Genomic DNA, 26,531 nt, shown 5'->3' with positions numbered 1-26,531 from the left:
TCGTCAGTGCATCTTGGGATAGGGACCGGCGCCGCGCTCGTCGATCGAGGCGCCGTTGCGGAAGCGGTCCAGCGTGAAAGGGGCGTTGAGCGGATGCGGCTCGTCCTTCGCCATCGTCCAGGCGAAGCACCAGCCCGAGGCGGGCGTCGCCTTGAAGCCGCCGTAGCACCAGCCGGCATTGAGATAGAGGCCGGGCAGCGGGCCGGGCGCGATGATCGGACTGCCGTCCATGCTCATGTCCATGATGCCGCCCCAGTTCCTGAGCAGCCGCAGCCGCGAGACGAAGGGCAGCATGGCGGTCACCTCGGACATGACATGCTCGACCACCGGCAGGTTTCCGCGCTGCGCGTAGGAATTGTACTTGTCGATGTCGCCGCCGAAGACGAGACCGCCCTTGTCCGACTGGGAGATGTAGAGATGGCCGGCGCCGAAGGTGACGACGCCGTCGAGGATGGGCTTGACCGGCTCGGAGACGAAGGCCTGCAGCACGTGACTTTCGATCGGCAGGCGGGAGACGCCGGCGAGCGCCAGCACCTGCGATGTGCTGCCGGCGACGGCGACGCCCACCTTGGGGGCGCGGATCTCGCCGCGCGTGGTCGTCACGCCGACGATGCGCTCTCCCTCGCGCAGGAAGCCGGTGACCTCGCAGTTCTCGACGATGTCGACGCCGCGCGCGTCGGCCGCGCGCGCATAGCCCCAGGCGACCGCGTCATGGCGGGCGGTGCCGGCACGCGGCTGCAAGAGCCCGCCGACGACAGGAAAACGGGCGCTGCCGGAAAGATCGAGCCCGGGCACGAGCGCGGCGATCTCGGACGGGCCGAGCAGTTCGGCGTCGATCCCCTCCAGGCGCATCGAATTGCCGCGACGGGCATAGTCGTCGAGCTGGGCGGGGGTGTGGGCCAGATTGAGCACGCCGCGCTGGGAGAACATGACGTTGTAGTTGAGGTCGAGCGACAGGCCCTCCCACAGCTTCATCGACCATTCGTAGAAGCGGTTGTTGTCGGGCAGCATGTAGTTGGAGCGCACGATGGTGGTGTTGCGGCCGATATTGCCGGAACCGAGCCAGCCCTTTTCCAGCACAACGATGTTGGTAAGGCCATGCTCCTTCGCCAGGTAGTAGGCGGTCGACAGGCCATGGCCGCCGCCGCCGACGATGATGGCGTCATAGGCCGGCTTCGGCTCCGCCTTGCGCCAGGCCGGCTGCCAGTGGCGATGGCCGCTGAACGCGTTCTTCAGGAGCGAAAGGGCCGAATATTTCTGCACGGTGCTGATACCCCAACCGAATTTTCGCCGAACCGGCGCCGCAAAGCCTATCCCGCGCGCCTGCCGCCCCCAAGCGGGGAAAAGCGGCGCGGCGCTGTCGCGGATGCGACCTCGTCCGCCGTCTCACGCAACGCCCGACTGCGCCGCCACCCTCGCCGGCTCCAGCGAGGGCGCAAACTCCGTCAGCATGCGGCGGCGGAAGATCTGCACCGCCTCGCGCTGCAGGTCGTCCGGGCGGAAGAGCATGAAATAGCCGAAGCCCGAGGCGGCCGAGATGTCGAAGGGGGCGGCAAGCCGGCCTTCGGCGATGTCGCGCGCTGCAAGCCGGCGGTCGGCGACAACGAGACCGCCCTCGCGCGCGGCGAAATCGAGCGCCATGTGGGCGGTGTCGAAGACGATGCCCTGCGGCAGGGTGGCTGCGATGCCGGCGGCGCGCAGCAGTTCGGCCCAGGCGGTGTGGCGGCCCGCCTCGTTGCGGATATGGATGACCGTCTCGCGGGAAAGCGCCGCCGCGATCCCCTCCTCGCGCAGACGCGCGGCCATGTCGGGACGGCACAAGAGCGTCAGTTCCTCCATCCACAGCAGGTCCATCACCTGGTCGGTGACGCGCGGGCGGGAGAAGACGACCGCCGCGTCATGGGCGGTGCTGTCGAGGCTTTCCAGCACATAGGGCGTGTCGATCTCGATGGCGACGCCGCCCTCGGCCCGGCAAGTCTCGATGATCGGGGTGGCCATGCGAATGGCAAAGGACGGCGGCAGGGCAAGGCGCAGCGTGCCGCCGCGGTCGATCTCGCAGATGGCGTTGAGCCCGGCCTGGAGCCGGTCGAGCGCCGGGGTGACATTGCCGATCAGGTCCTGGCCGGCATGGGTAAGCGCCAGCGACGAGCCGCGGCGCTCGAACAGCTGTGCGCCGACGACCTCCTCCAGGTTGAGGACGTGGCGACTGACGGCGCTCTGGGTGACGCCAAGGCTCTCGGCCGCGCGGGTGAAGCTCATCTGCCGCGCCGCCGCCTCGAAGGCACGCAGGGAGTTCAGCGGCAGACGTCGCCGGTCGATCGGATTGGTGGTCATGCGCCCGTCCCGGCCGCGCTCGCGGTCCCTTGTCCAAGGCTGCAAGGCTACGTCGGCGGGAGGCGGCTGGAAAGGGGCGTCGGGTGCCATCGGGGCCGATTTCAGGAGAAGCCGAGCGTTCGCTCGGCGAGCAGCAGCAGATCCTCGTCGGTGACCTCGCGGCGGCTGGCCGCGCGCATCGGCGCGTTCTGCGCCGCCGCCATCTGGGCGGCGAGGCGCTCCGGCGGGATGCGGTTGGTATCGGCGGCGAGCGACAGACGGATGCCGAGGCGACGAACCAGCCCGGAAAAGGCCATCGGCAATTCGCCGTAATGGGCACAGCCGAAGGCACGGGCGACCTCGCTCCAGTCCTTTTCATGACCCTCCATGGACCAGCCGAGAGAGGCGGACATGCCGATTGCAACAGCGCGGCCGTGATGGATCGGCACCAGGCTCGCCAGCGCATGGGCGATGTTGTGGGCCATGCCCGTACCGGCATTGTCGATGCCAACGCCGGCCCAGGTCGCGGCAAGCAGCATGGCCCCGCGCGCCTCCAGGTCATCCGGCTCGGCGACGGCGCGGTCGATATGGGAGGTGGCAAGGCGGATCGCCTCGTGGCAGACGCGGGAATTCTCGGCAAAGGCCGAGCGCCCGGTCGCCGCCTCCATGGCGTGAACAATGGCATCGACCCCGCAGGCGGCGGTCAGCTGCGGCGGCAGGCCGGTGGTCAACCGCGCGTCGAGCAGGGCCACGTCGGGCTTCAGCGCCGGCGCCCAGTACCAGTATTTTGTGCCGGCGGCATCCGAGATGACCGAGACGGCGGTCGCCTCCGAGCCGGTGCCGGCCGTGGTCGGCACGCAGACGAGCGGCACCCGGGCAACGGGAAGCGCGTTGGCCGCAAGGCGATAGTCCTCAAGACGCCCCTTAGCCCCGATCATCGCGGCGATCAGCTTGCCGGCGTCGAGAGCCGAGCCGCCACCCAGGCACACAACCGCCTCGACGCCCTCGGTGCGCGCCTCCTCGACCGCCGCGACGATGCAGGGCTCCTTCGGATCGCTGAGGATCGCGTCATGGGTGATGACGCGGTGACCGCCGGATTTCAGCGCCTCGGCGACATGGGAGGTGAGGCCGAGCGCGCCAAGGCCGTTGTCGGCGACGAGCAGGACGCAGGCCCCCTCCCCGGCAAGGCCCGCGACGATGGCGCCGAGCTCAGCGCTGCGGCCGGGCCCGGAGACGATGCGCGGCACCTGGTTGGTGGTGAAAGACAGCATTCCCCCTCCGCGAGCGCCCTGTTCCGCCCGACAGCCGGCTGGCGCGGGCGGACGCCCGCCGCAATGCTAGGTCGGGGACGGGTGCTTGCGGAAATGCAAAAAAGCCATCGGCCGATGAGATTAAGTCGGGAGACGAACCGCTGGCGAGGCGCACTGACATGGCAGGCTCGGGACCGGCCGGCACTGTCCGTCTCGCGGCGTCGAGCGGATTTCGGTATGATTCCGGCACTTTGGGTCATTCTTCACAAGACCGGGAGCGAATGCTTCCAACGCGAGGGGTTTGAATGAGCATGTTCTTTGGAAAAGCGGAGTTCCGAACCGCGGCTGCCGCATTTGTGGCAGGCGTCCTGCTGTTGCCGGCGACCGCAGGGGCACAGGACAGGATGATTGGCGGCTACATGGCCTATCTGGGTCCCGAGGACAGGGTCAATTCCAGAGGAACAAGACTTGCCAGCGCAGCAGCCATCGTCAGACAGGACCGGGCAAACTTCCACCGGTTCGGGATCCGTCACGCCGGGGACGAAAACGACCGATGGTTCGGCAACCCGGGACACCGGCAGGCGATGGAATCGCTGATCGTGGTCTCGGCGGACGAGGCCAGGATCATCGAGCGGCAGGACGCGCTCGTCTACGTGTCGATCTTCGCGCGCGGCGGCCAGATAACGTTCATCCGGGTCGAGATACCGGGCTGAGATCCCCCCCGCGGCAGACAAGCCTCATTCGGACATGCCTCCCGGTAAAGCTGGTCGAGCCGATCAGAGCTTCATGAACCTGACGGCTGGCCTGGCGCCGACTGGACGCGGCCCTCGATAAAGCCGTGCTGGCGAAAATGCAGATGAGGGTCGAAGGTCGTATCGGTGGCCAACACTCCAGCCAAGTCCGGGTTGGCGGCGAGGTATGCCGGCTCATCGAAGGAGGCAAGCGTGGCGACCCGCAGCCCGGGCGGCAGGTCGGATTGCGGAACGATGTTCAGCCTGTCGAGGCCGACAACCTGCATATCCACCTGTGTGTGTCTTTCCTCCGGCGAGCCCGCCCTGCTCAAACGAAAGCGGATATCAAACCGCGCCGTGGAAGCCGCGCAAAGGGCGAAATCGTGATACCCGGCACCTGGCAGAACCCGGACGGCATGCTGCCCTGCATGAGACCGGATATCGACATCAACATCCTTTCCCGGGCAGGTGGACCAAAGACGAAAACAGACACGCGCCGGTTCCGGCCCCTGGAAGGACACCGACAATGCCGGTAGATCGGGTGTATCGGCCCGGACATCGACGACCGCATGTGTCCGTCCCGAACTCAGACGCACCCGGCCGGCTTCGTTCAACGGGTGCAGTGTCACAGATGCACCATCAAGACCGTAGGTGGCACCGTGGCGAGACGGCAGCACCCGCAAGCGAGCAAGATGAGAGTGCTCCGTCTCGACCAGAACCGGCAACTCACGCAAGTGGAAGTCAGGCCGCATGGCGAGTTGATGCTTGAGGTAGAGGGTGAAGATACGCTCGCCCAGATACCCGAAAAGGCGATAGACGCCTGCCCAGCGATCAAGCCGCGCCAACGCCGCGAACAGGAAATCGCAGTAGGCGTTGAACTCGTCTCGGCGGGCAATCATCACATTGTTGAAATAGCCTGTCGGTTCATCGCAAAGCAGGTCGACATCCGCCCCTGGCAGCATCTCGCGCAAAACCTCCTTAAGGTCCCACCAGGCGTCGAGATAACGCATGTCGCCGGGATAGATCGCCGAGATCGTCCGCAGGTACTGGCTCTCGAGCGTTTCCTCACCCAAGCTCTGCAGTCGGTTGACCACCATGCAGCAACCGTCAAGCAGACGTTCAATGTCCGATGACGTCATCTCCCGTAGTCGATCAAGGCAGATCTCGAACTCAGGAGGCGAGACATGCAGTTCATAGGAAGGCTGCAGCCGAGTGGTGCGATGCACCTCCTCCAGCACGCCGTCCGGCAGCACTCCCGCATGCGGGGGAAAATGAAAAACACGTCGGTATTGCTGGATTCCGATTATGTCCAGATCATCGGAATACACGCGACGAACGTGATTCAGGCAACGCAGGTCGGCGTAGGATTCCAGTGCCGAAAGCGATCCGGCATATCCGTCATCACGTTCTGCCGCCTCACTTCCGCTCCGATACAGCGCGGCACCGATGTGCACCGGCTGAAACAATTCGGACGCGAGCCGGCCTCGTCCCTGATGGTCGGCGATGAATATCTTAGTCCGCATCGGCGCGTCCCTTCAGGAACCGCCGAATGGAAGGCCAAGTGCCGAGATCGAGATAGTCGGCGACAGGAAAGGCGCCGACCCGCGCGTCGAGGGCGGCGATATCGACACGCTCCCTTGCGACCGAGCGCATCATCATCGCCAGCAGCCCTGGACCGACCGGCCCGGTGAAGCCAAAGCTGGCCCAGAACGCGTTGAAGTCCGAAGCGATACCCGCATCCGGTTTGTCGCAGAAATCAGTGACACATGCCCCCTCGACCCTCAATGCTCCAAGCGATGTGATCGGATCGGCTGGTCCAACGGCCTTGTAGGCAAAAACCACCTCCTCGCCGGCTTCAAAAGCCTCGCGGTAGCGTTCGAACAAGACTTCGCCAGAGCGCATCACTATCACCGAATCCGGCAGAAGGACGACATTCCGGCCCGCGAACAGCTGTTCCGAGGAGAGAATGCTGCCCGGCCACTCACTGTATGCGGGATTGAACTGGCATGTCCGGACATCAACTCCCGGAAGAACGGAACGGACATAGTCGGCGACCATCTCCTTGCCCGGCACGATGGTGAGCGTAACACTGCCGATCGCCTCACCCGCCTGCCATATGTGGCGAAGGGAATAGTCGATGAGGCTGCCCCCTTCCTCCACCCGGTGCAGTTCCTTGGGATAAGGCAGTCCGAGGCGGGTACCGGCACCCGCGGCCGGCAGGATGACATTCAGGCCTTCCGGCATATCCGAGCTCTCGCCTTTCCCGGGAAAACGCAATGCACGTTCGGGATAAAAGCCGATTCAGCTGCCAAAGGCTACCGACAGGCGAGGCCGTGTTGCAGTTTCAACAGGACCGCCAAGGATGGTAACACCCTTGGAGAGGAGATCCTGCGTAGTTCTCTCCATGCACGGGCGCAAAGCAAAAGACCGCACCGGGGCACCGGCGCGATTTTTTTCCGGCACAAGACGCCCGGCCCACTCCGAAAGGGGAGCGGGCCGGGTTCGTTTTCGTTTTCGTCAGGCGAGGCCGTGATTGGTCAGCGGCAGCGTTGCCGGAACCTCGCCGGTGGCGGCGAGGATGGCGTTCGCCACCGCCGGGCCGACGGGCGGGGTACCGGGCTCGCCGGCACCGGACGGCGCCTCGGCCGAAGCCAGGACCTCGACCTCGACACGCGGCATCTCGTCGATGCGCAGCGGCCGGTAGGTGTCGAAGTTCAGCTGGTCGACGTGACCGTCCGTCAGCGTGATCTCGCTGAACAGGACGGCCGCAAGGCCGTAGCCGATGCCCCCTTCCATCTGCGCCTTGACGTTGTCCGGGTTGACCGCGATGCCGCAATCGACCGCACACCAGACGTTCTCGACCTTGAAGGTGCCGTCGTCGCGGCGGCTGACCTCGGCGACTTCCGCCACATAGGTGTTGAACGACTTGTGCACGGCGATGCCGCGGAAGCGGTCGCCATTCACCGGACCCGACCAGCCGGCCATCTCCGCCACCTTGTTCAGGACGCCGAGCTTGCGGACATTGTCCTTGTCGCGCGCTGCATCGCCCGATGGCTTCTCCAGATGCCTGCGGCGGAAGGCGAGCGGATCGGCGCTGGCGGCGCGGGCCGCCTTGTCGATCATCGCCTCGACCACATAGCCGGTCTGGGTGTGGCCGACCGAACGCCACCACAGCACCGGCACACCGACTTTCGGCGAGTGCAGCTCTCCCTTGAAGGCAGGGATGGCGTAGCTCGCATCCTTGACGCCCTCGACCGAGGTCTCGTCGATGCCGTCATGGACCATGTACTGCTCGAACAGCGTGCCGGTCATCAGCGACTGCTGGACGATGCGGTGATGCCAGCCGACGAGATTGCCGTCGGCATCGAGCCCGGCGCGCACCTTGTGGACGCCCATCGGCCGGTAGTAGCCGGCGCGGGTGTCGTCCTCGCGGGTGTAGACGAGCTTGATCGGCTGCGACTTGCCCCAGAGCCTGGCAATGGTCGCCAGCTCGACGATATGGCGGGCATCGGGCGAGGTGCGCCGGCCGAAGGAGCCGCCGCCATAGAGTGTCTCGATGGTGACATTTTCCTGCGGGATGCCGAGAACGGCCGCGGCCGTGCCCTGGTCGACAGTCTGGAACTGGGACGGGTACCAGAGCGTCGCCCTGTCCCCTTCCACATGGATGGTGAGGACCATCGGCTCCATCATGCCATGGGCAAGGTAGGGGAACTGGAAAGTCTCCTCCACCACCGTGGCAGCCCCTTCGAGCGCGGCGGCGACATCGCCGTCGTCGCGGAAGACCGGACCGTCGGCCTCGGCCATCTCCCGGTATTCGGCATAGAGCGCGTCGGAGGAGCGGGTCTCCGCGCCGGTCTCGTCCCACTCGATTTCGAGGAGGTCGCGCGCCTTGATCGCCGGCCATGTGGAGGTGGCGAGCACGGCGACGCCGTGACCCGGCACCTCGATGACGTCGACGACGCCCTTCACCGCCTTCGCCGCGGAGGCCTCGAAGGACTTCACCTTCGCGCCGAAGGCGAGCGGACGGGTCAGCACCGCAACCAGCATGTTGTCGCGCTGGACGTCCATGCCGTAGGTGCGCGGCGCGCCGACCGTCTTGTTGGGCACGTCGAGGCGCGGGAAGGACTTGCCGATATAGACCCACCGGTCCGGCGACTTCAGCGTTACCTCGGCCGGCACCTCGAGCTTCGCCGCCGCTTCCGCGAACTCGCCGAAGCCGGCGGACTTGCCAGATGCGTGCGAGATCCGGCCACCGGAGACGGTGATTTCAGCGACCGGCACGCCCCAGGCCTCGGCCGCCGCCGCGACCAGCATGGCCCGCGCCGTGGCCCCGGCCTTGCGGTACTGCTCGAAGGAATTGGCGATCGCGGTGGAGCCGCCGGTTCCCTGCATGCCGAAGGCGAGGTTCTTGTACCGCTCGACATCGGCGGGCGCGAACTCCGCCCGCATCTGCCCGTGCGCCGCGTCCAGCTCCTCGGCAACAAGCGTTGCAAGGCCGGTGGCGTTGCCCTGCCCCATGTCGAGATGCTTGTTGAGCACCGTGACGATGCCGTCGGTGGAGATGCGCACGAAGGGGGTGAACATGTCGTCGCCCGCCCCGGCAGCGGCCCGGGCGGGAGAGAACGGCAAGTGCGAACCGATGACGAGCCCGCCGGCGGCAACCGCCGACATTTTCAGGAAGGACCGCCGCGTCGGACGGATCGCCTGCTGTTGAAGTCTCTGCATCATGTGAAGCATGCGCTCAGCCCTCCATCGTTTCTGCGGCGCGATGGATCGCGGCGCGAATACGGGTGTAGGTGGCGCAGCGACAGACATTGCCGCTCATCGCCATGTCGATGTCCTCGTCGCTCGGCTTCGGCGTCTCGGCAAGAAGCGCGGTGGCCGCGAGGATCTGGCCGGACTGGCAGTAGCCGCATTGCGGCACGTCGAGATCGCGCCAGGCGGCCTGCACGGCCTTTGCCGCCTTGCCATCGACGCCCTCGATGGTGACGATCGACATGCCTTCGGCATCGCTCGCCATGGTCTGGCAGGAGCGCACCGGCGTGCCGTCGAGATGCACGGTGCACGCACCGCAGGCGGCGATGCCGCAACCGAACTTCGTGCCGGTCATCTGCAATTCGTCCCGCAGGACCCAGAGCAGCGGGGTATCGGGATCGACATCGATCTCGCGGTCCTCGCCATTGATGTTCAGACGAACCATCCGTCCCTCCTGAAAAAACGGGGTCAAAACCTTGCGTGGCGACCCGTCAGGACGCCGCGTCTTCCGCAGCGGGCAAGACGCGGGCGGTCTTGAAAGATTGCCACAAGGCCTTAGGTGGGGCAGGCTCCGACAATCGTCCAATTGATTTTGGATATCCGGGAAAATTGATCCGATGAATATATCGTCCATCGACCTGAACCTGCTGGTGGCGCTCGACGCGTTGATGAGCGAGCGCAACGTCACACGCGCCGCGCGCCGCATCGGCCTGTCGCAACCGGCCATGTCCAACGCCTTGTCGCGGCTGAGAGCGCTGTTCGACGACGAGCTTTTCGTGCGCTCAGGGAGAGGCATGGAGCCGACGGCGCGGGCCCAGTCGCTGGCGATGCCCGTTTCCGAGGCGCTGCGCCGGATCGAGGAGACACTCGCCCCGGCGCTTGCCTTCGACCCGGCCAATCTCGATCGCGAAATGCGCATCGCGATGACCGACAATTCCATGGCGGTGCTGCTGGAGGCGCTGATCGGCCGCTTCCGCCAGGCGGCGCCGAAGCTCGACCTGCATATCAAGAACTCCCGCGCCGCCGGCATGACGCCGATGCTCGACGACGGCGAGATCGACATGGCGATCGGGGTGGCCGGCGAACTGGAAGCGCGCCACCGGGCGCTGCCGCTTTACTCCGACCGCATCGTGGGGGTCGCGAAACGCGGCCGTTTCGGCCCCGCCGGGCCGAGCCTCGAGGGTTTCGTGGCCGCCGAGCACGTCCTGGTCACCCCGCGCAGCGGACCGGAAGGCGTGGTCGACCGGGAACTGGCCAACCTGGGCCTGACCCGCCGGGTGTTCCTGACATTGCCGCAATTCATCATGGCGCCCTATGCGGTGGCCAAGGCCGACCTCGTCGCCTGCCTGCCGGCGCGCATCGCGCTCGCCAAGGCGCAGATGCTCGACCTGGAAATCTTCGACCCGCCGGTCGAGGTGCCGGATTTCACCGTCTCGCTGATCTGGCACGGGCGCGACGACGCGGAACCCGCCCATCGCTGGCTGCGCGAGACGGTGAGCGACGTGGTGCGCGAGGTGACGGAACTGGGCGACACCGTGCATTGGCCGATGTGCCGGGCGATGATGGGCGATGGCGCGCCGGAGCCACTGCCGGAACCGACGCCGCAAGCCCCGGCGCAGAAGCGGCGCGCACCCGTCCCCGCCGGAGAGTGAGGGGACCGGTGGATGGCGGGGGGGCAGGCGGGTCCGCCGTGCACGGCGACGTATCGTGCCGGAACCGCAACGAGGATCAAGCACCGGATGATAAACACCCTTGCAGGGCCCAAGGGAAAACAGGGGGAATCCGACCCGGACACAGCTCTGGTCAGGAGATGAGCCCGAGTTGTGCGTATCTTTTCCGGGGCGACAGAATCTGGTGAACGCTGTGCTTGGACTGGCGTTTTTCACCTTTTTCTCGAAAGAAACAAAACAAACTCCGATGCAAGGAAAACCAATACCCCGACAACAAAAAAGGATGCAGCCAACTCCATGGCGGCATGCAACGTCATGACCCCCTCAAAAAAAGCATAATTCCCTGAAGACCCCATAGTTAATCTGAATTTTTTTGCCTGACAGTATGAAAACGCCAACGGCAAAAGCGTGAAAATCGTCAAAAATATCGCAGTACTTATGTACTTATTTTCTACTCTTGACGCAAAAAATCTACTGAACATATATACGAAATAAAAGAATACAGCAGCAAGAAAAGAAACCCCCCACCAAGCCAAAAAGGGAAGAAAAAGAAGAAACAGAAAGACGGGAACGAATATTGCCATAATCATCAAATATTACTCACTATTATAAAAAACCCCATCCAAACCAACATGGCTGCCCCCTTTGCCAAAAACAAGCCGGTGGGATCTTCCGTTTCCGTTTCGGACCGCGCGTGGCGCGTGTAGAATTGGAAAAACGTGCGCTTTCCATAGTGAGCCTTGAAGCGCCGGAAGCTATCAACAGTGAAGACAACCGGTGCAACCAGAATTACGGCGATCTTCGACAGAAAAACAAAAATCTCGAAAACCGTTGTCAGTATATCCACCATGACCGCGCAATATCTCCCGGCGCCCGACCCCTCGGCGTCTGGCGCAAGCCGGCACTGTGGCCGCTTGTAAACGCCTTACACTGAAGCATCCCGGGACATCCCGTCAACGCTACGCCCGTGCGTCGACGGGGCCGTCCTCGGTGAGTTCGATGCCGGTCAGCCGCCGGTCGAGATGGCGGGCGCGCCAGGCCAGCATCTTTTCCGCATAGTGCAGGCGCAGCGAGGCATAGGCCGGGTCGTCGGCGACGTTGCGGGTCTCGTGCGGATCGGCGGCGAGGTCGAAGAGCAGCGGTGGCAGGCCGGCGAAATGGACGTATTTCACGTCCGCATCGCGGATGACGCTCATCGAGCAGGCATCGAGCGGCAGGCCGAGCCGGTCCTGCGCCTCCTTCGTCGCGACCTCGCGGAAATCGAACTCCCAATGGGCGGCGTCGCGCCAGTCGGCCGGCGTCTCGCCGTCGAGGAAGGGGGTCAGCGCCGCCCCGTCGAGCCAGCCGGGGGCCTCCGTCCCGATGGCGCCGAGCACGGTGGGCATGACGTCGACGGATTCGGTGAAGGCCTCGACCTTGCGCCCGTGCGCCTGCCGCTTGCGCGGATCGCGGACGATCAGCGGGATGTGATAGGCCTGATCGTAGAAACCGAGCTTGGAGAAGAGCTGGTGGTCGCCCATCATCTCGCCGTGGTCGGCGGTGAGCACGATCAGCGTGTTCTCCCACTGGCCGCGCGCCTTCAGCCCCTCAATGAGGCGGCCGATCTGGGCGTCGACCTCCGACACCATGCCCCAATAGGTGGCGCGGATGCGGCGGCGGGTCGCCTCGTCCCAGTCGCGCACCTTGCCCTTCGCCCCCCAGACGAAGTCCGCCTTGTCCTGGGCGTCGACCGCATAATCGAGGAAGGGATGCAGGCTGGCCGCCTCTTCCGGCGAGGCGGCGCCGAGGAAGCCCGGCCCCTCGGCCGGGTCGTACATGGAGGCGTAGGGCTCCGGCACGATGAAGGGCGGGTGCGGGCGAATGAAGCTCAGATGCGCGAACCAAGGCCGGCCGCCGGCCTTGGCGCGCGCCGGCGGGGCGGTCTCTACCTCGCCGAGCCAGCGCAGGAACTCCTCGACGAGGAAGGCGGTCTCGGTCTCCTCCGCCCCGTAGCGGGCGGGCTTGCAGGACGGCGGATCGGCCGGGCCTTCGGAAGGAAGCCACATGTCGCGCGGCGGATCGGGCAGGTCATGGCCGCGCGCGGCGAGCCATGAGAGCCACGGCCCGTGATCCTCGGGCACGCGCACCCGCACGCTCATGCCCGGCAGGATGCCCTCATAGGTGCGCAGCCAGGGATCGTCGCCCGAGACGGTGCGCGGGTCGACCGCCTGGTCGGTGTAGCCGAACAGGGTCGGGTCATAGCCGGCGCGGCGGGCGGCGAGCGCGATCGTGTCGTGGCGGGCATCGAGCGGCGTGCCGTTGCGCACCACCCGGTTGGTCATCTGGTAGAGGCCGGTATAGAGGCAGGCGCGGGCCGGCGCGCAGGGCGCCGCCTGGCAGTAGTGGCGGGAGAAATACACCGCCTCGCGTGCCAGAGCGTCGATGTTCGGCGTCTTGACGAGCGGGTGGCCGGCAAGGCCGAGGCAGTCGCCGCGCCACTGGTCGGCGGTGATGAGAAGCACGTTGAGCATGGCGGGCGAAACCTGTCGGAAGGCGGAAGGGAAACAGGCGGCAACCGGACGAACAATCACAAGAGCGCTCGCCGGATTGTAGACAATCGGGAAACAGTGCGTCGACCGGGGGTTTGCTGGAAGCCTCCCGACGGCGCATTATGTTGGTAGCGGATGACAGACGCGAGACGCAAGCCCGGCACGGATGCCGAGCCGGTCCGCAAGACGGCCCGCGAAGGGCCGAGAGGGAGACCCGCGATGACCTGGATGCCCGATCTCGACCCTGCCCCCGGCGATGCCGGGGCCTGCGACCTCATCGACATGGTGATCGTGCCGCGCGCGCGCGATCTCGGCGGCTTCGAGGTGCGCCGCGCCCTGCCCTCGGCCAAGCGGCAGATGGTGGGGCCCTTCATCTTTTTCGACCAGATGGGACCGGCCGAGTTCCTGCATGACGGCGGCATCGACGTGCGCCCGCACCCGCATATCGGGCTGGCCACCGTCACTTACCTGTTCGAGGGCGAGATCCACCACCGCGACAGCCTCGGCTCCGACCTTGCGATCCGCCCGGGCGAACTCAACTGGATGACCGCCGGACGCGGCATCGTCCATTCCGAGCGCGAGGACCCCGAGGTGAAGGGCCACAAGCGCAAGCTGTTCGGCATCCAGAGCTGGGTGGCGCTGCCGAAACATGCGGAGGAAAATGCTCCCGCCTTCGAGCATGTCGGCCGCGAGGCGCTGCCCTTCCTGGAGGATCACGGCATCAACGTGCGGGTGATCGCCGGGGAGATGTTCGGCGCCCGCTCGCCGGTGGAAACGGCGTCCGAGACGATCTACGCGGATGTGTCGCTGGAGCCGGGCCGCGCGATGCCGGTCGACGCCAGCCACGAGGAGCGCGCCCTCTACACGGTCGGCGGCACGGTGGAAATCGCCGGCGAGCGCTTCGAGGAGGGCCAGTTGCTGGTGTTCAAGCCGGGCGACAACATCACCGTCAAGGCGGTGGGCCAGGTTCCGGCGCGCTTCCTCGTGCTCGGCGGCGAGCCGATGGACGGGCCGCGCCACATCTGGTGGAACTTCGTTTCCTCCTCGAAGGAGCGGATCGAACAGGCCAAGGACGACTGGAAGCGGATGCGCTTCGACACGGTGCCGGGCGACGCGGAGGATTTCATTCCGCTGCCGGAGCGCTGAGCCACCGGTCGGGTGTCTCGGGGGTCTCGTCGGGCGTGCTGTAGATGATGTCGCCGGAGGCCGGGGCGCGCAATGTGTCGCCCCCGGCCGGCCGGTTGCGGCGGCGCGCGGACGGTGCCTCCTCCTCCCATGCGAAGGGCGCGAAAAGCTCGGCCGGGGCGACCAGGTCGACGACCGGAAAGTCGATGATCACGTTGAGCCGGACGATATCGGGTGTGTCTCCCGTCAGCCGCGGATCTTCCGGGACGACCCGCGAGATCATGCCGTACTGGACGACCTCCGCCGGCATGTTGTCCTCGATCGCGGTGCGGACCTCGCCGGGCCACGGCCAGCCGTAGCGCTCGCCAACGGCGTCGAGGACACGCAGGAGCGCGGCGCGGGCGGCGGGCGCGCTTGCCGGATTGTCGCCGTTCAGCTTGATCCTGACGGTGTTCAGCGTCTCCTCGCCCTGTCCGCGCAGGTTGACGAAAAGCGAGGAGCGGCGACCGTCCTCGGCGGTCCGCCCGATGGTGACGAGATCGCTGGCGCAGTACCAGAAGCCGGCAACGAAGGGATCTGGCTTCCACTCGGCCATCGGAATGCCGAGCCGGTCGATCGCCGCGCACAGATCGCGCGGATGCCCGCCGAAGACACGCTTGAAGGCGGCCGGCCGGTCGAGACGCGCCACCAGAAGCCGGTTCAAGGCGTCCTCTCCAAGGCCGGCGAGCGGGTCCGACGGCAACGCGGCCGGGAGCGGAGCGGGTTCGGCAGGCGGCGGCAAGGGGGCGGAGACCATCCAGGCAAGCGCCGCGGCGACACCAACGGCGAGCCCCGCGCCGGCCAGAATCGCCAGCCGGCGGCGTGCGCGGCGGCGGTTGAGCGCGGCAAGCGCCAAGGCCCCGGGACCGGACGCCGTAACAGGCCCGGGCGCGCCCGGGCGCGGTCCGACATTCTTGCGCCCTGGTGACGCAGCGTCTTTCGCCATCACTGCTCCCGGAGCCTGGCGAGTGCCCGAAAACTCACCAAAATCCGTCTCTTATGCGCTGGAAACCGGACCACGGCTGGGGCACGATGACCGCCCAAGGCCGGTTCTCCGGTCAGTCCTATCACGGGAGGCCACATGCTGGAGGCGCTTTTTCGGCGCGTCGAGGACAAGCGGGCAGATGTCGTCGAGCTCACTCGGGACCTGATCCGCATCCCCACGGTCAATCCACCGGGCGAGGCGTATACGCCTTGCGCCGAACTCATCGGCAACAGGCTGGCGCGGCGCGGCTTCCATGTGCGCTATCTGCGCGGCGAGGACACGCCGGGCGACAGCGCCCGCTACCCGCGCACCAATGTGGTGGCCCGCATCGAGGGCAAGCGTCCCGGACCTTGCGTCCATTTCAACTCGCATATCGACGTTGTCGAGGCGGGGCAGGGCTGGACGGTCGATCCCTTTGGCGGCGAGGTGAAGGACGGCAAGGTCTACGGGCGCGGCGCCTGCGACATGAAAGGCGGGCTTGCCGCCTCCATCGTCGCGGTGGAGGCCCTCCTCGAGGCGTTTCCGGACTTTCCCGGCGCGATCGAGATTTCCGGCACGGTGGACGAGGAGTCCGGCGGTTTCGGCGGCGTTGCCTACCTGGCGAGCCTCGGGCTCTTCTCCAAGCCGCGCGTCGACCACGTGATCATTCCCGAACCGCTGAACAAGGACCGCATCTGTCTCGGCCATCGCGGCGTGTGGTGGGCGGAGATCGAGACCAAGGGCTCCATCGCGCATGGCTCGATGCCGTTCCTGGGCGACTGTGCCGTGCGGCACATGGGCGCCGTGCTCGACCGGTTCGAGAGCGAGCTCTACCCCAAGCTTGCCGCCAAGCACACGGACATGCCCGTCGTGCCGGAAGGCGCGCGTTCCTCGACACTGAACATCAACTCCGTGCATGGCGGCCAGCCGGAAGGCTTCGACGGGTTGCCCTCCCCTTGCGTGCCCGACAGCTGCCGCATGATCATCGACCGGCGCTACCTGATCGAGGAGGACCTTGCCGAGGTCAAGGAGGAGGTGATGTCGATCCTCGACCACCTTGCCAGCACGCGGCCGAATTTCGACTACCGCATCCGCGACCTGATGGAGGTCATCCCGACGATGACCGACCGGGACGCGCCGGTGGTTCGGGCCGTTGCCGACGGAATTCGCGACGTGCTGGCGAAAAGCCCGGACTACGTCATCTCGCCGGGCAGCTACGACCAGAAGCACATCGCCCGCATCGGCCACCTGCACGACTGCATCGCCTACGGTCCCGGCATCCTCGACATGGCGCACCGGCCGGACGAATTCGTCGGCATCGACGACATGGTCGACAGCGCCAAGGTCATGGCACAGGCGACAATGGCGCTGCTCAACGGGACGCGTTAGGCTGCGGCGCAGACGCTGCCAAATGGAGGCAATGGCATGAACGAACGTTTCGACCGGCGCATGGTGCTGGGCACCGCCCTGGCGGCGGTGCTCGCGGGGGCAACCCTCACCCTGACGACGCCCGCACAGGCACAGCTCGTGCGCACCGACGTCAATATCGGCGTCCGGCTGGAGCCGCCGCATCTCGATCCGACCGGCGGGGCCGCCGCGGCGATCGACGAGATCACCTATGCCAACATCTTCGAAGGGCTGACGCGGATCGACCGGAACGGCGAGGTCGGCCCCTGGCTGGCGGAGAGCTGGGACGTTTCCGAAGACGGGCTCACCTACACGTTCCGCTTGCGATCCGGCGTCACCTTCCATGACGGCACGGAGTTCGATTCTGCGGATGCGAAATTCGCCCTCGACCGCGCCCGCGGCGAGTTCAGCACCAACGCGCAGAAGCAGCTTTTCGCCGGCATCGACACGATCGAGGCCGTCGATCCCACGACCTTGAAGGTGACGCTGACAAAGCCGAACGGCGCCTTCCTGTTCAACCTGGGCTGGGGCGATGCGGCGATGGTGGCCGAGGAGACGGCCGTTTCCAACACGTCGAAGCCGATCGGCACCGGCCCCTTCAAGTTCGTCCAGTGGGTGCAGGGCGACCGCATCGAGCTTGCCAAGAACCCCGAATACTGGGGCGAGCCGGCGACTCTCGACAAGGCGACCTTCAAGATCATCGGCGATCCGGCGGCCGAACTCGCCGCGCTGATGGCCGGAGACATCGACGCCTTCCCGAACTTCCAGGCGACCGAGAACCTGCCGATGATCGAGACGGATCCGCGCTTCACGGTGGCGGTCGGCTCGACCGAGGGCGAGACGATCCTCGCCATGAACAACAAGAAGGGCCCGCTCGCCGACAAGCGCGTGCGCCAGGCGATCTCGCATGCCGTCGACCGGCAGGCGGTCATCGACGGGGCCATGTTCGGCAACGGCACGCCGATCGGCACCCATTTCGCCCCGCATCACCCGGCCTATGTGGACCTGACCGGCACCTATCCGCTCGACCTCGACAAGGCCAAGGCACTGCTCGCCGAGGCCGGCTACCCGGACGGCTTCAAGGCGACGATCAAGCTGCCGCCGCCGACCTATGCACGGCGCGGCGGGGAACTGATCGCCTCGGACCTGAAGAAGATCGGCGTCGAGCTGGTGATCGTGCCGCTTGAATGGGCGCAATGGCTCTCGGAAGTCTTCAAGGGCAAGGATTTCGACTTCACCATCGTCTCCCATACCGAGCCGATGGACATCAACATCTATGGCCGCAAGGACTACTATTTCCAGTATGACAGCACCGCCTTCGACGAGGTGATGGCCAGGCTCGACACCACCGCCGACCAGGAGGCGCGCTACGAGTTGCTTGGCCAGGCGCAGCGCATCATCACGGAGGACGCGGTCAACGTGTACCTGTTCCAGCTCGCCAAGGCGGGTGTGTGGGCGTCCGGCCTGAAGGGCATGTGGGTCAACGCGCCGATCCAGGCGAACGACCTGACCGGGGTCTACTGGGAGTAGGACGCCCTCGCACCATCATGTTCGACAATCGAAGGGCGGGGATGATCGTTCTCCGCCCTTCCTTGTTGGCACTTCCGCAAGGGGAAGGTCGGAATGACGCGCCGAAACGCACTCGGATGTCACCCCGGCCACCGCGCCGGGGTCCAATCGACGCGTCCGCCGTGCCAAGCGCAGAAGAGGCTGACCGATACTCATTGCTTGCGCATAAACGGCTGGTCCGGTTCCTAAATCGAACTCGAAAAGGCTGCTCGACTTGGGCGACAACTCTCCCCTCACCCCTCCCGAGCGCGAGCTGGCAACTGAGCTTGCCTACCTCGTGGCTGACAAGATGTGGCGAGACCTCGGCGCCGACACAATCGCCGGCGAAGTCCACAATCTCGCGCAGTCGAACTATGAAGCCGGGTGTCTCGCCCTCAACCTTGTGGGCGTCTACAAAAAAGGAAAGCACTTTACACTGTACAAGGTCGTTGTTCCTGTGGATGGCGTGCACCAGCACATGGACAGCCTGGAGACCGTTTCCCGGGAGGCGCTCAATGAATTGCTTTCGGCCTTTGTCGAAAACTATGTCTCATATGACAGCGCCTTAAGTTGCGGGCGGCGCAGCTTTCCTGTCCATCCCAATCTAAACAGAGCAGCTAATTTATTGGCCGCCAACGGTTTTGCTGAGAAGCAGCAAGACGAGTTCAAATGGACCGAGAAAATCGGCCCCACGATGAAGCGGTGGTACATCTGGGATGAAAACGGCGAATGCCGGTCGGAACGCGAGAACGTCTTGCGCGATGAGACCGCTGCCAACATGGTGGAAACGCTGCCATGGATCGTTCGTCGTAAGGTTGACGCGGCGCTGAAAAAGCACAGGGACCTGACTGCCTTAAAAATACTCTCACAACACTGGAATGGCGAGAAGTGGCTGATGTTTCCATTTTTCAGAGAAAAACCTGGAGCCAGCAGTCAAATTGATATCAGATTGCTGAAGTTAATCATTCAAAAACTAAAGTAGCTCTGCGTCAAAGCAACCAGTTCTGCGCCCCGCAGCATCGGTCAAGCCACCAGCAAGCGAGAAGCAGCCGGAACCATCACGTTCGGCCGAGGGCGGCAATGGATTCAGGGCAAGCCGGGAATGACGACGATGCGTGGGGCGGCGGGCCGACCGGCCTTGCAGCACGCTTCAGCGACCGATGTTCCCTCATCGTCCTGAGGCAGGACGAAGGCAATCTGCGGCTCCGAGAATGTCGGCTTCTTCCTGGAACTCGCCTTCCCCCGTCAACGGTATCATAATTGGAAAATTCCAATTCAGAACGGCTCTCAATCCAGCAAGCCCTTCACTTGTCAAAAAATAACGACAAGAAGCAGACCCAGACTGCTCATGCTCGTCATATACTTCCGATCGAAAATCGAATGACGCTCGACTCTATATACGATGAAAAATATTCATTTGCATGTTTTTATTTCACTTATATTTGCATAAAATTCATTGTTCGAGAAATATATTCTTAAATATACAAGAAATACCATAAACACCACAATAAATACCGATTTTCGGAGGGTGTGGTGGTGTATCTGTGGATGTTAATGAGATGCCGCCAGTGCCTGCGCGGCATCCTGAAGCGGTTTATACAGGTCTGCATGCGAACGGCCGACACCGCCACTACACCGGTGCCGCGACTGCTTCGAAATCAAAGCGGCAACGTCGCCATCTTCACGGCGATTGCCGCCCCATGCATTATACTCGCGGTGGGGTCTGCCATAGACATGGCGAGAGCCGTCTCGGCAAAGAAGAAGCTCCAAGACGCTCTGGATGCAGCGGCTTTGGCTGCCATACACCAGAGCAGCCTCTCGGAGATTGGCAGGTCTCTTCAAAATTTTCTTGAGGAAAATTACGAGAAAAATCGCGGTAGGTCTTCCGTTCAGGCAAAGGTCATTTCCTTTGACGGATCGGAACTTGAAGCCGAAGGATATCTTTCTCTAGAAACAACATTCGCGAAATTTTTCCATATAAACGAGATCCCGATATCTACGACATCTGTTGTCGTAAAGCCGGCATATGACGATATTTACTTCTCGGTCGATCTTTCGAGCTCAACCGGCGTCGGAGCTACTCCGAGGGACCGTACCGCACTGGGGGCACTGACGCGCCCCTATATGAGAGCCACCTTCGGCAATAACCTGCCACAAGGCTGCGAGTTCGCCTGCCATCGCCGCCAGGGATGGGAACCATCCGGCAAGACCATCTATCAGATGGCCCGCGATGCCGGGATCAGGCTTAGGGAAGACGAACTCATTCTGCAGTTCAATCAACTGGTCGATCTGCTGTTGGATCCATCCGACCCGGCAGCCAAGGGTGGATTGCGGCGTATTTCCGTGATCGGTTTCAGCAGCATCGCGACGCAGTTGGCAAGCCTTTCCACGTCCGCATCGAGCATCAAGTCCGCTTTAGGACGTTTCCGGGACCATGACCGGTATGAAACGGACTACAGCCAGGTTTTCAACAGGCTGACCAGGCTTTTGGGCAGGCAAGGTGACGGATCGAGGGCGGAACCGCTCAAGACGATCGTTCTGATCACCGATGGCGTCAACTCTCGTGACTTTTCCTACTCACAGAAGCCGATAGATAATTCACTGTGCGACAAAATAAAATCGAGAGGGTTCAAATTGGCTGTTATTGAGATTCAGTATCCTGAGCTCATGAACAATTTTGTATACAATGTCACTGTCAGACCCGTGAAGAACAAGATCAGTCCGGCGCTGGAGTCCTGCGCTTCCCCGGGGTGGTACTTCAAGGCGGAAAATCACGAGGATGTTCCGGTTAAATTTCTGGAATTCAAGGAGAAGTTTGTTACTTCACGAGTAAGAATATCGAACTGATACTAGTTGAAGACGACGATGCCTGGGGCGGCGGGCCGGGAGCGTCTCGCACGAATGGCCGGGGGCGGAGCGCCCCCTCCCCTCACACGAAGAGCAGCACCGCCCCGCCGGCGACGAGGCCGGCGCGCAGGAGCGGGTTGAGCGGCGCGATGACGCCGAAGGAGATCGCCGAAAGGGCCGCCGCGATCTTGGCGCCGGCGACGAGCGCGGCTCCCGGTTCGGCGGCCAGCGCGATCACGTCGGGATTGGCGATCATGCCGAGCGGCACGAGATAGAGGCCGAGGCCGAGCGCCATGGCCGACAGCGCCACCTTCAGCCAGTTCTCGCCGACCATGCCGGCGGCGATGAAGACCGCGCCGCAGACCGGCGGCGTGATGGTGGACAGCAGCGCGTACCAGAAGACGAAGAGATGCGCCTGCAGGACCGGCAGGCCGAGCGCGGTGAGCGCGGGACCGGCGACCGAGATGCAGATGACATAGGCGGCGGTCGTTGGCACCTCCATGCCCAGGATCAGGCAGGCAAGCGCGGTCAGCAGCAGAGCCGGCCAGAGATAGCCGCCCGAGCCGGACAGGATCAGCGAGGTGATCTTGACGCCAAGGCCCGTCAGGCCGAGCACGCCGATGACGATGGAGGCGCACAGGATGATCGCCGCGATGGTGGCGATCTGGCGGCCGGCGCCGGTGCAGGCCTCCTCGACGCGCAGGGCAGTGCGTCGCCAGTCGAGCGTCAGCCGGGCATCGAGGGCAAGCAGCAACGCGCCGGCCAGGATCGCCAGCGAGGCCGCGTATTGCGGCGTCACGCCCAACCCAAACATGCCCCAGAGCAGGATGCCGAACGGCACCAGGAAGAAGCCGGAGGTGATGATGACGATGCGGGCGGCGGGCCGGTCCTCCGGCGCAAGCCCCCTCAGCACATGGCGCAGGGAGAAGGCGTCGATGCCGACCCACACGGCGAGGAAGTATAGAAAGGCCGGCAGGATCGCCGCCATCATGATGTCTGAATAGGGCGTGCCGGTGAGCTCGACCATGACGAAGGCGCCCGCCCCCATTAGCGGCGGCATGATCTGTCCGCCCGAGGAGGCAACCGCCTCGACCGCGCCGGCAAGCGCGCGCGGATAGCCGAGCCGCGTCATCGCCGGCAGGGTGATCGCCCCGGTGGAGGCGACATTGGCCGAGGCTGAGCCGGAAATCGAGCCGAAGAGCGCGGAGGAGAGCACCGAGACCTTGGCCGCGCCGCCGCGCAGCCGGCCGGCAGCAGCCGCCGCGACATTCATGAAGCCCTGGCCCGCCTCGCCGGCATTGAGCACCGCGCCGAAGATGACGAAGATCGCCACGACCGAGACCGAGACGCCGGTGAGCTTGCCCCACAGCCCCCCTTCGGCGATCGCCAGCGTGCCGAACAGGCTCGCCATCGGCAGGCCGGGATGGCCGAACTCCCCCGGGATCGCCTCGCCCCACACGGCATAGGCGAGCGCCAGGCCGGCGACCAGCGGCAGCGGCCAGCCGATGGCGCGGCGCGCCATTTCCAGCGTCACGAAGAGCAGCAGCAGGGCCACCGCCATCTGGAAATCGCCGGCGAGATAGCCGTACTGGTCGCCGAGCATGTCATGGTTCCAGGCGACCCAAAGGCAGGCGGCGACGCCAAGGGCTGCAAGCGGCGGTCCGCTCCAGCGCTGGAATGGTGTTTTCGCGGCCAGTATCAGCACGAAGGGCAGCGCCAGCGCCATGTGCAGCGGCCGGCTGACCAGGTTGGGCACAAGGCCGGAAAAGACCAGCCAGAGATGAAAGGCGATGGAAACGGCGCCGAGCGCCGCCCAGACCAGCCGGGCCGTGAGGGACATCAGGTACTGCCTTCGGGAAACCGTCGAAACCTGCGGGGGGGACGGAAATGCCGCGGCCCGGACGCGATCATCCGGGCCGGGCATGTTCCAGGGGGCGGAGCCGGCCGCGGTCAGCGACCGTCGCCGGCACTCCGCGCGAGGCCGATCACTTCTGCGCGTCGGTGAGGGCAACGCCCTTTTCCGCATAGTAGCGCTGCGCGCCGGGATGGATCCTGCCCTTGATGCTGGCGAGCATGTCGGTGGAGACGCCGTTCCACCAGGGCGCGTCGGCGCCCATCTTCTCCTTCTGCTCCCAGAAGGTCTTCGTCATCGCATAGGCGGTGTCGTCGTCCATCTGCGCCGTCGTGTAGGCGACGACGTCGAGCGAGGTGGTGGCAACGTCGCTGTCCTGGCCCGCATAGGTGCCGGCGGGAATGACGAGCTTCGTGCGCTTGGTCGCGGCGATCTGCTCGTCGGTGAGCGAGAGCAGCGTCACGCCCGTGCCGGCGGCCGCCTCGATGACATTCGGCGCCGGCCAGGACCCGGCGGTGACGAAGCCGTCGATCTGGCCGTTCTTCAGCGCCGCGCCGGCATTGGACAGCTCCACGTCGGCGAGCGTCACCTTGTCCTTGAGGCCGAAGAGATCGAGATACTTGGCGCCTTCCGTCGCGCCGAAGGAGCCCTTGCCGATGAGGATGGTCTTGCCCTCCATGCCGGCGAAATCGGTGACGCCGCTGTCCGCCGACATGACGAAATGCATGGTCAGCGAGGGGATCGGGAAGAGCGCGCGGATCTCGTCGAACTTCGGATTGCCCTTGTCCTTGAACATGGCCTTGCCGGCCTGGGCCAGCCCGACCAGCGCCGGCGGCGTGGTGAAGACGTAATTGCCCGGGCGGACGGCCGCTTCCATCACGTTCTGCACCGAGCCCTGGCTCTCCTCCAGGGTGACGATGATGCCGCCTTCGGTGCCGGCCTTGATGCCTTCGGCAAGCTGCACGCCCATCTGGTAATAGGAGGAGCCGGCCGAGGCGGACTTGTAGGTCACGCGGGTCTCGGCGGATGCGGCGAGCGGCACGAGGGCCGCGAGCCCGGCAATGGCGAGTTTGCTCCAGATCGTCATGTGTCCTCCCAGGGGAACGTCGTTGAAATCTTCTGATGCGGGCGGTCGCCGCGTTGCGCCGCGCGGGCGCCGGAAAGGTCCGTCCCTTGCGAGGCGAACCGCCGGCTGCCCAGCGCAGCGGATCGGTGACCGGCCGGGAGGGGGAGATTAATCCGCCCGCACCCGTCTTGCACGGACAAAGATCGGGGAAATTGACGAGGGTGGGGATGAAGGGGCGGGCGAAACGGCGGCACCGGCCTGCCTTGCTTGACATGCAGTCATTTTACTGCATTTTGTCCCGATGACCGACGCCGAGCTCGATCTCGTCTTCAAGGCCCTGGCCGACCCGACACGGCGGCGCATCATCGAGCGCCTCGACGACCATCCCGGCCAGACACTGTTCGAGGTCTGCGCCGCAACGCTTGCCGAGGACGGCAGCGGTCTGTCGCGGCAGACGATTTCGCAGCATCTCGACATTCTCGAGCGCGCCGGTCTGGTGCGCACGGCCCGGAAAGGCCGGACCAAAATCCACACCGCCGACCTGTCGCCGCTGCGCCTTGTAGCCGGCTGCTGGCTCGGGCGCTTCATCCAGGAGGACTGAACCGTGAGGCTCTACGTGACCAGCGTCTTCGTCGACGACCAGGCGAAGGCCCTCGATTTCTACACGCGAACGCTGGGGTTCCGCCTCAAGAGGGACGTGCCGGCAGGTGACGCCCGCTGGCTGACCGTGGTCCCGGCCGAGGATCCCGACGGGGTCGAACTGCTGCTGGAGCCGGCCGGGCATCCCGCCGTCGGCCCCTACAGGGACGCCCTTGTCGCCGACGGCATTCCGGCCACTTCTTTCCAGGTCGAGGATCTCGACGCGGAATGCGCGCGTCTGCGAGGACTCGGGGTGGCGTTCACCATGGCGCCGATGGATGCCGGCCCGGTCCGCATGGCGGTCTTCGACGACACCTGCGGCAACCTGATCCAGCTCGTGGAATTCCCGAAAGCGGCGTGAGCGGCAACGGAAAGCGAGACGGGGACGGCAAGGCCCCTTCTCGATACTCACAGCTTGCCAAGTACAAAAGATTTGCCAAACTTAAGGGCCACTTAAAAAAGAACTTGTATCTATTTGACCCTAGCTGATTTCACGCATTATTATGAGTGGAGTGATGCCGTAGCAGTCTTCTGGACGACCGAAGACCATCCCGAATTCACGCCATATTTCCTTCACACTGTCACTTAATTCGTTGTAACCGCCACCACACAACCTGTCAGGGCCGGCGTCTCCCTGCGGACCAGGTTCACAGTCAAGAATGCCCAAAACGTGCCATCTGCCCGTCAACCTAAGACCATGCTTCAGGTTTAGATCTGCGGATCCTCCGATCAAAAAATCAGGCTCCAATGTGGACCATAGTTTTTTCCCATCACCTTTAAGCACCATGAAAACAGGCTGCTCCAAGGAGCCAAGAATGTTCAGGCCCTGGCTACTCTCCTCGGTTGACTGAAGAGCGTCTTGCGCTTTTCCAGCGCGTCTCCTTGCATGCCTATTGCCCTGTGGCCGCTGTTCGTTCTGATTTTGAGCAATTGCCCCCCATGTCTTCGCGAAAGGTTGCATACTCGCCACCAACAGATCGCCGTCCGCGAGGACGAGCCGACCTAGGCGAGTGGCCGAAATCTCCTTTCCGATCATCTTCCTGGCGTGAACTTCATCAAGAAAATTGAGGGCCTGAGACCAGTGCGCACGATATCGGCGCTCGACCGCCTCTTTTTCGCCCGTCTTGCTTTCTGCGCTCACAAGACCCTTTAGCCCTCCGGCAAGCTTAGAATCGTCTGTCACGCTCGTGGAATGGACGATATCAGTTAGGTCGCCGAACTCTGAAAACTGAGAGAGAAACAATCCGATCTTACGATGGTCCACATATAGGAAATCAAAGACGGAATCGGTCGTTCTTTGGTCGACTTCTCGCGCCACGCTGTATGCCCTCTCTCGCCTCCTGAACCCGCTTTCTAGTGCGGGCAGCCCGCGAGAGTATGTCATGAGCTAGCTCTTCTTCCAACTCGCCCTCGTCTGTCTGTGCGAGCCTGCTCAGCGCTTCATCGCAATCCATTTCCGCGAATGGATTTTCCTTTTTTTGCTTGCTGGTCATGCGATCAGCTCCTTAATACCGCAAGCGGCCCTCGACCTGCCCAAGCAGTGCACTCGTGGGACGCTATCATCTATGTCGCAGCGATTGTAGCGCCATGTCATTTTAGAGACGTAACGGCCAAGGTGCTTGTCTGAAATCCAGCGATGGGTGCCGTAAAACTGGCGATTGATGTGCGACCACGCGCCTTCAATCAAATTGATATAGAAAATAGAAGGCACGAAACTATTTGCAAGACGAGTGATTGATGGGCGCTCCCACAATCTGGAGGAGGTTCAGGGACTCAGTTCTCCCCCTTCCCCGCTTC

At 64.3% G+C, this 26,531-nt stretch carries 23 protein-coding genes; 9 read left to right on the top strand and 14 right to left on the bottom strand.

Annotated features, from left to right (window positions below):
• Positions 1 to 3: 3 nt before the first annotated feature.
• From RBB46_RS14505 to RBB46_RS14495, 3 genes are all read right to left on the bottom strand, one after another.
• A complete protein-coding gene (locus RBB46_RS14505; protein WP_306029727.1) occupies positions 4 to 1,263 on the bottom strand; it encodes a sarcosine oxidase subunit beta family protein in 1,260 nt (419 codons plus the stop codon).
• 123 nt (positions 1,264 to 1,386) lie between these two features.
• Complete coding sequence (locus tag RBB46_RS14500) at positions 1,387 to 2,334, bottom strand: LysR substrate-binding domain-containing protein (RefSeq protein ID WP_306029726.1); 948 nt, start codon at positions 2,332 to 2,334, stop codon at positions 1,387 to 1,389.
• A gap of 101 nt (positions 2,335 to 2,435) precedes the next feature.
• Positions 2,436 to 3,584, bottom strand: a complete 1,149-nt coding sequence (locus RBB46_RS14495) for an iron-containing alcohol dehydrogenase (protein ID WP_306029725.1) — start codon at positions 3,582 to 3,584, stop codon at positions 2,436 to 2,438.
• A 284-nt stretch (positions 3,585 to 3,868) separates the two neighbouring features.
• Here RBB46_RS14495 and RBB46_RS14490 point away from each other — a divergent pair, with 284 nt between their 5' ends.
• Complete coding sequence (locus RBB46_RS14490; protein WP_306029724.1) at positions 3,869 to 4,276, top strand: hypothetical protein; 408 nt, start codon at positions 3,869 to 3,871, stop codon at positions 4,274 to 4,276.
• 71 nt (positions 4,277 to 4,347) lie between these two features.
• On the opposite strand, the gene RBB46_RS14485 is transcribed toward RBB46_RS14490, so the two are convergent.
• From RBB46_RS14485 to RBB46_RS14470, 4 genes are all read right to left on the bottom strand, one after another.
• A complete protein-coding gene (locus tag RBB46_RS14485) occupies positions 4,348 to 5,817 on the bottom strand; it encodes a DUF4422 domain-containing protein (protein ID WP_306029723.1) in 1,470 nt (489 codons plus the stop codon).
• Positions 5,807 to 6,454 (bottom strand): hypothetical protein, encoded by a 648-nt coding sequence (locus RBB46_RS14480; protein ID WP_306029722.1) that lies wholly within the window; start codon positions 6,452 to 6,454, stop codon positions 5,807 to 5,809. The genes RBB46_RS14485 and RBB46_RS14480 overlap by 11 nt, the downstream gene beginning before the upstream one ends.
• A gap of 357 nt (positions 6,455 to 6,811) precedes the next feature.
• Positions 6,812 to 9,031: a xanthine dehydrogenase family protein molybdopterin-binding subunit gene (locus RBB46_RS14475; protein ID WP_306029721.1), complete on the bottom strand. Its 2,220-nt coding sequence runs from the start codon at positions 9,029 to 9,031 to the stop codon at positions 6,812 to 6,814.
• A gap of 4 nt (positions 9,032 to 9,035) precedes the next feature.
• The gene (locus RBB46_RS14470; RefSeq protein WP_306029720.1) at positions 9,036 to 9,494 is read right to left on the bottom strand and encodes a (2Fe-2S)-binding protein; all 459 of its coding nucleotides are present in this window, start codon (positions 9,492 to 9,494) and stop codon (positions 9,036 to 9,038) included.
• A 172-nt stretch (positions 9,495 to 9,666) separates the two neighbouring features.
• Here RBB46_RS14470 and RBB46_RS14465 point away from each other — a divergent pair, with 172 nt between their 5' ends.
• The gene (locus RBB46_RS14465) at positions 9,667 to 10,701 is read left to right on the top strand and encodes a LysR family transcriptional regulator (protein WP_306029719.1); all 1,035 of its coding nucleotides are present in this window, start codon (positions 9,667 to 9,669) and stop codon (positions 10,699 to 10,701) included.
• A 607-nt stretch (positions 10,702 to 11,308) separates the two neighbouring features.
• Here the strand turns inward: RBB46_RS14465 and RBB46_RS14460 are convergent.
• Positions 11,309 to 11,569, bottom strand: a complete 261-nt coding sequence (locus RBB46_RS14460) for a hypothetical protein (RefSeq protein ID WP_306029718.1) — start codon at positions 11,567 to 11,569, stop codon at positions 11,309 to 11,311.
• A 109-nt stretch (positions 11,570 to 11,678) separates the two neighbouring features.
• Positions 11,679 to 13,229, bottom strand: coding sequence for an alkaline phosphatase family protein (locus RBB46_RS14455; RefSeq protein ID WP_306029717.1), 1,551 nt, complete (start codon positions 13,227 to 13,229; stop codon positions 11,679 to 11,681).
• A gap of 237 nt (positions 13,230 to 13,466) precedes the next feature.
• On the opposite strand from RBB46_RS14455, the gene RBB46_RS14450 reads away from it, so the two are divergent.
• On the top strand, positions 13,467 to 14,393 hold the full coding sequence (locus tag RBB46_RS14450; protein ID WP_306029716.1) for a pirin family protein: 927 nt from the start codon (positions 13,467 to 13,469) through the stop codon (positions 14,391 to 14,393).
• Here RBB46_RS14450 and RBB46_RS14445 read toward each other — a convergent pair.
• A complete protein-coding gene (locus tag RBB46_RS14445; protein WP_306029715.1) occupies positions 14,371 to 15,357 on the bottom strand; it encodes a DUF6030 family protein in 987 nt (328 codons plus the stop codon). The two genes, RBB46_RS14450 and RBB46_RS14445, sit on opposite strands and share 23 nt — an antisense overlap.
• 135 nt (positions 15,358 to 15,492) lie before the next feature.
• Here RBB46_RS14445 and RBB46_RS14440 point away from each other — a divergent pair, with 135 nt between their 5' ends.
• From RBB46_RS14440 to RBB46_RS14425, 4 genes are all read left to right on the top strand, one after another.
• Positions 15,493 to 16,764, top strand: a complete 1,272-nt coding sequence (locus RBB46_RS14440) for an acetylornithine deacetylase/succinyl-diaminopimelate desuccinylase family protein (protein ID WP_306029714.1) — start codon at positions 15,493 to 15,495, stop codon at positions 16,762 to 16,764.
• 36 nt (positions 16,765 to 16,800) lie between these two features.
• Positions 16,801 to 18,312, top strand: coding sequence for an ABC transporter substrate-binding protein (locus tag RBB46_RS14435; protein ID WP_306029713.1), 1,512 nt, complete (start codon positions 16,801 to 16,803; stop codon positions 18,310 to 18,312).
• A 253-nt stretch (positions 18,313 to 18,565) separates the two neighbouring features.
• Positions 18,566 to 19,312 carry a hypothetical protein gene (locus RBB46_RS14430; RefSeq protein ID WP_306029712.1) on the top strand — a complete coding sequence of 249 codons (747 nt, stop codon included), beginning with the start codon at positions 18,566 to 18,568 and terminating at the stop codon, positions 19,310 to 19,312.
• Between the two features lie 551 nt (positions 19,313 to 19,863).
• Positions 19,864 to 21,177 carry a TadE/TadG family type IV pilus assembly protein gene (locus RBB46_RS14425; RefSeq protein ID WP_306029711.1) on the top strand — a complete coding sequence of 438 codons (1,314 nt, stop codon included), beginning with the start codon at positions 19,864 to 19,866 and terminating at the stop codon, positions 21,175 to 21,177.
• 82 nt (positions 21,178 to 21,259) lie between these two features.
• Here the strand turns inward: RBB46_RS14425 and RBB46_RS14420 are convergent, their stop codons facing one another.
• Positions 21,260 to 23,017, bottom strand: coding sequence for a TRAP transporter fused permease subunit (locus RBB46_RS14420; RefSeq protein WP_306029710.1), 1,758 nt, complete (start codon positions 23,015 to 23,017; stop codon positions 21,260 to 21,262).
• A 145-nt stretch (positions 23,018 to 23,162) separates the two neighbouring features.
• The gene (locus RBB46_RS14415; protein WP_306029709.1) at positions 23,163 to 24,116 is read right to left on the bottom strand and encodes a TAXI family TRAP transporter solute-binding subunit; all 954 of its coding nucleotides are present in this window, start codon (positions 24,114 to 24,116) and stop codon (positions 23,163 to 23,165) included.
• A 280-nt stretch (positions 24,117 to 24,396) separates the two neighbouring features.
• On the opposite strand from RBB46_RS14415, the gene RBB46_RS14410 reads away from it, so the two are divergent.
• On the top strand, positions 24,397 to 24,696 hold the full coding sequence (locus tag RBB46_RS14410; protein WP_306029708.1) for a helix-turn-helix transcriptional regulator: 300 nt from the start codon (positions 24,397 to 24,399) through the stop codon (positions 24,694 to 24,696).
• Between the two features lie 3 nt (positions 24,697 to 24,699).
• A complete protein-coding gene (locus RBB46_RS14405; RefSeq protein ID WP_306029707.1) occupies positions 24,700 to 25,095 on the top strand; it encodes a VOC family protein in 396 nt (131 codons plus the stop codon).
• Between the two features lie 120 nt (positions 25,096 to 25,215).
• Here RBB46_RS14405 and RBB46_RS14400 read toward each other — a convergent pair whose 3' ends face one another.
• Together RBB46_RS14400 and RBB46_RS23310 are read right to left on the bottom strand one after the other, a co-directional pair.
• Complete coding sequence (locus RBB46_RS14400; protein ID WP_306029706.1) at positions 25,216 to 26,052, bottom strand: hypothetical protein; 837 nt, start codon at positions 26,050 to 26,052, stop codon at positions 25,216 to 25,218.
• Between the two features lie 171 nt (positions 26,053 to 26,223).
• On the bottom strand, positions 26,224 to 26,445 hold the full coding sequence (locus RBB46_RS23310; protein WP_369293115.1) for a transposase: 222 nt from the start codon (positions 26,443 to 26,445) through the stop codon (positions 26,224 to 26,226).
• Positions 26,446 to 26,531: the final 86 nt, after the last annotated feature.

It is taken from the genome of Stappia sp. MMSF_3263 (genome assembly GCF_030733745.1).
GTDB lineage: Bacteria > Pseudomonadota > Alphaproteobacteria > Rhizobiales > Stappiaceae > Stappia.
Note: the sequence above shows the minus strand (reverse complement) of the source record. Positions and strands in the feature narration are given on the sequence as shown.

Coding starts and splice junctions, on each gene's coding strand:
- RBB46_RS14500 (WP_306029726.1), bottom strand. CDS start 2,334: ATGACCACCAATCCGATCGACCGGCGACGTCTGCCGCTGAACTCCCTG.
- RBB46_RS14495 (WP_306029725.1), bottom strand. CDS start 3,584: ATGCTGTCTTTCACCACCAACCAGGTGCCGCGCATCGTCTCCGGGCCC.
- RBB46_RS14490 (WP_306029724.1), top strand. CDS start 3,869: ATGAGCATGTTCTTTGGAAAAGCGGAGTTCCGAACCGCGGCTGCCGCA.
- RBB46_RS14485 (WP_306029723.1), bottom strand. CDS start 5,817: ATGCGGACTAAGATATTCATCGCCGACCATCAGGGACGAGGCCGGCTC.
- RBB46_RS14475 (WP_306029721.1), bottom strand. CDS start 9,031: ATGCTTCACATGATGCAGAGACTTCAACAGCAGGCGATCCGTCCGACG.
- RBB46_RS14470 (WP_306029720.1), bottom strand. CDS start 9,494: ATGGTTCGTCTGAACATCAATGGCGAGGACCGCGAGATCGATGTCGAT.
- RBB46_RS14465 (WP_306029719.1), top strand. CDS start 9,667: ATGAATATATCGTCCATCGACCTGAACCTGCTGGTGGCGCTCGACGCG.
- RBB46_RS14460 (WP_306029718.1), bottom strand. CDS start 11,569: ATGGTGGATATACTGACAACGGTTTTCGAGATTTTTGTTTTTCTGTCG.
- RBB46_RS14455 (WP_306029717.1), bottom strand. CDS start 13,229: ATGCTCAACGTGCTTCTCATCACCGCCGACCAGTGGCGCGGCGACTGC.
- RBB46_RS14450 (WP_306029716.1), top strand. CDS start 13,467: ATGACCTGGATGCCCGATCTCGACCCTGCCCCCGGCGATGCCGGGGCC.
- RBB46_RS14445 (WP_306029715.1), bottom strand. CDS start 15,357: ATGGCGAAAGACGCTGCGTCACCAGGGCGCAAGAATGTCGGACCGCGC.
- RBB46_RS14440 (WP_306029714.1), top strand. CDS start 15,493: ATGCTGGAGGCGCTTTTTCGGCGCGTCGAGGACAAGCGGGCAGATGTC.
- RBB46_RS14435 (WP_306029713.1), top strand. CDS start 16,801: ATGAACGAACGTTTCGACCGGCGCATGGTGCTGGGCACCGCCCTGGCG.
- RBB46_RS14420 (WP_306029710.1), bottom strand. CDS start 23,017: ATGTCCCTCACGGCCCGGCTGGTCTGGGCGGCGCTCGGCGCCGTTTCC.
- RBB46_RS14415 (WP_306029709.1), bottom strand. CDS start 24,116: ATGACGATCTGGAGCAAACTCGCCATTGCCGGGCTCGCGGCCCTCGTG.
- RBB46_RS14410 (WP_306029708.1), top strand. CDS start 24,397: ATGACCGACGCCGAGCTCGATCTCGTCTTCAAGGCCCTGGCCGACCCG.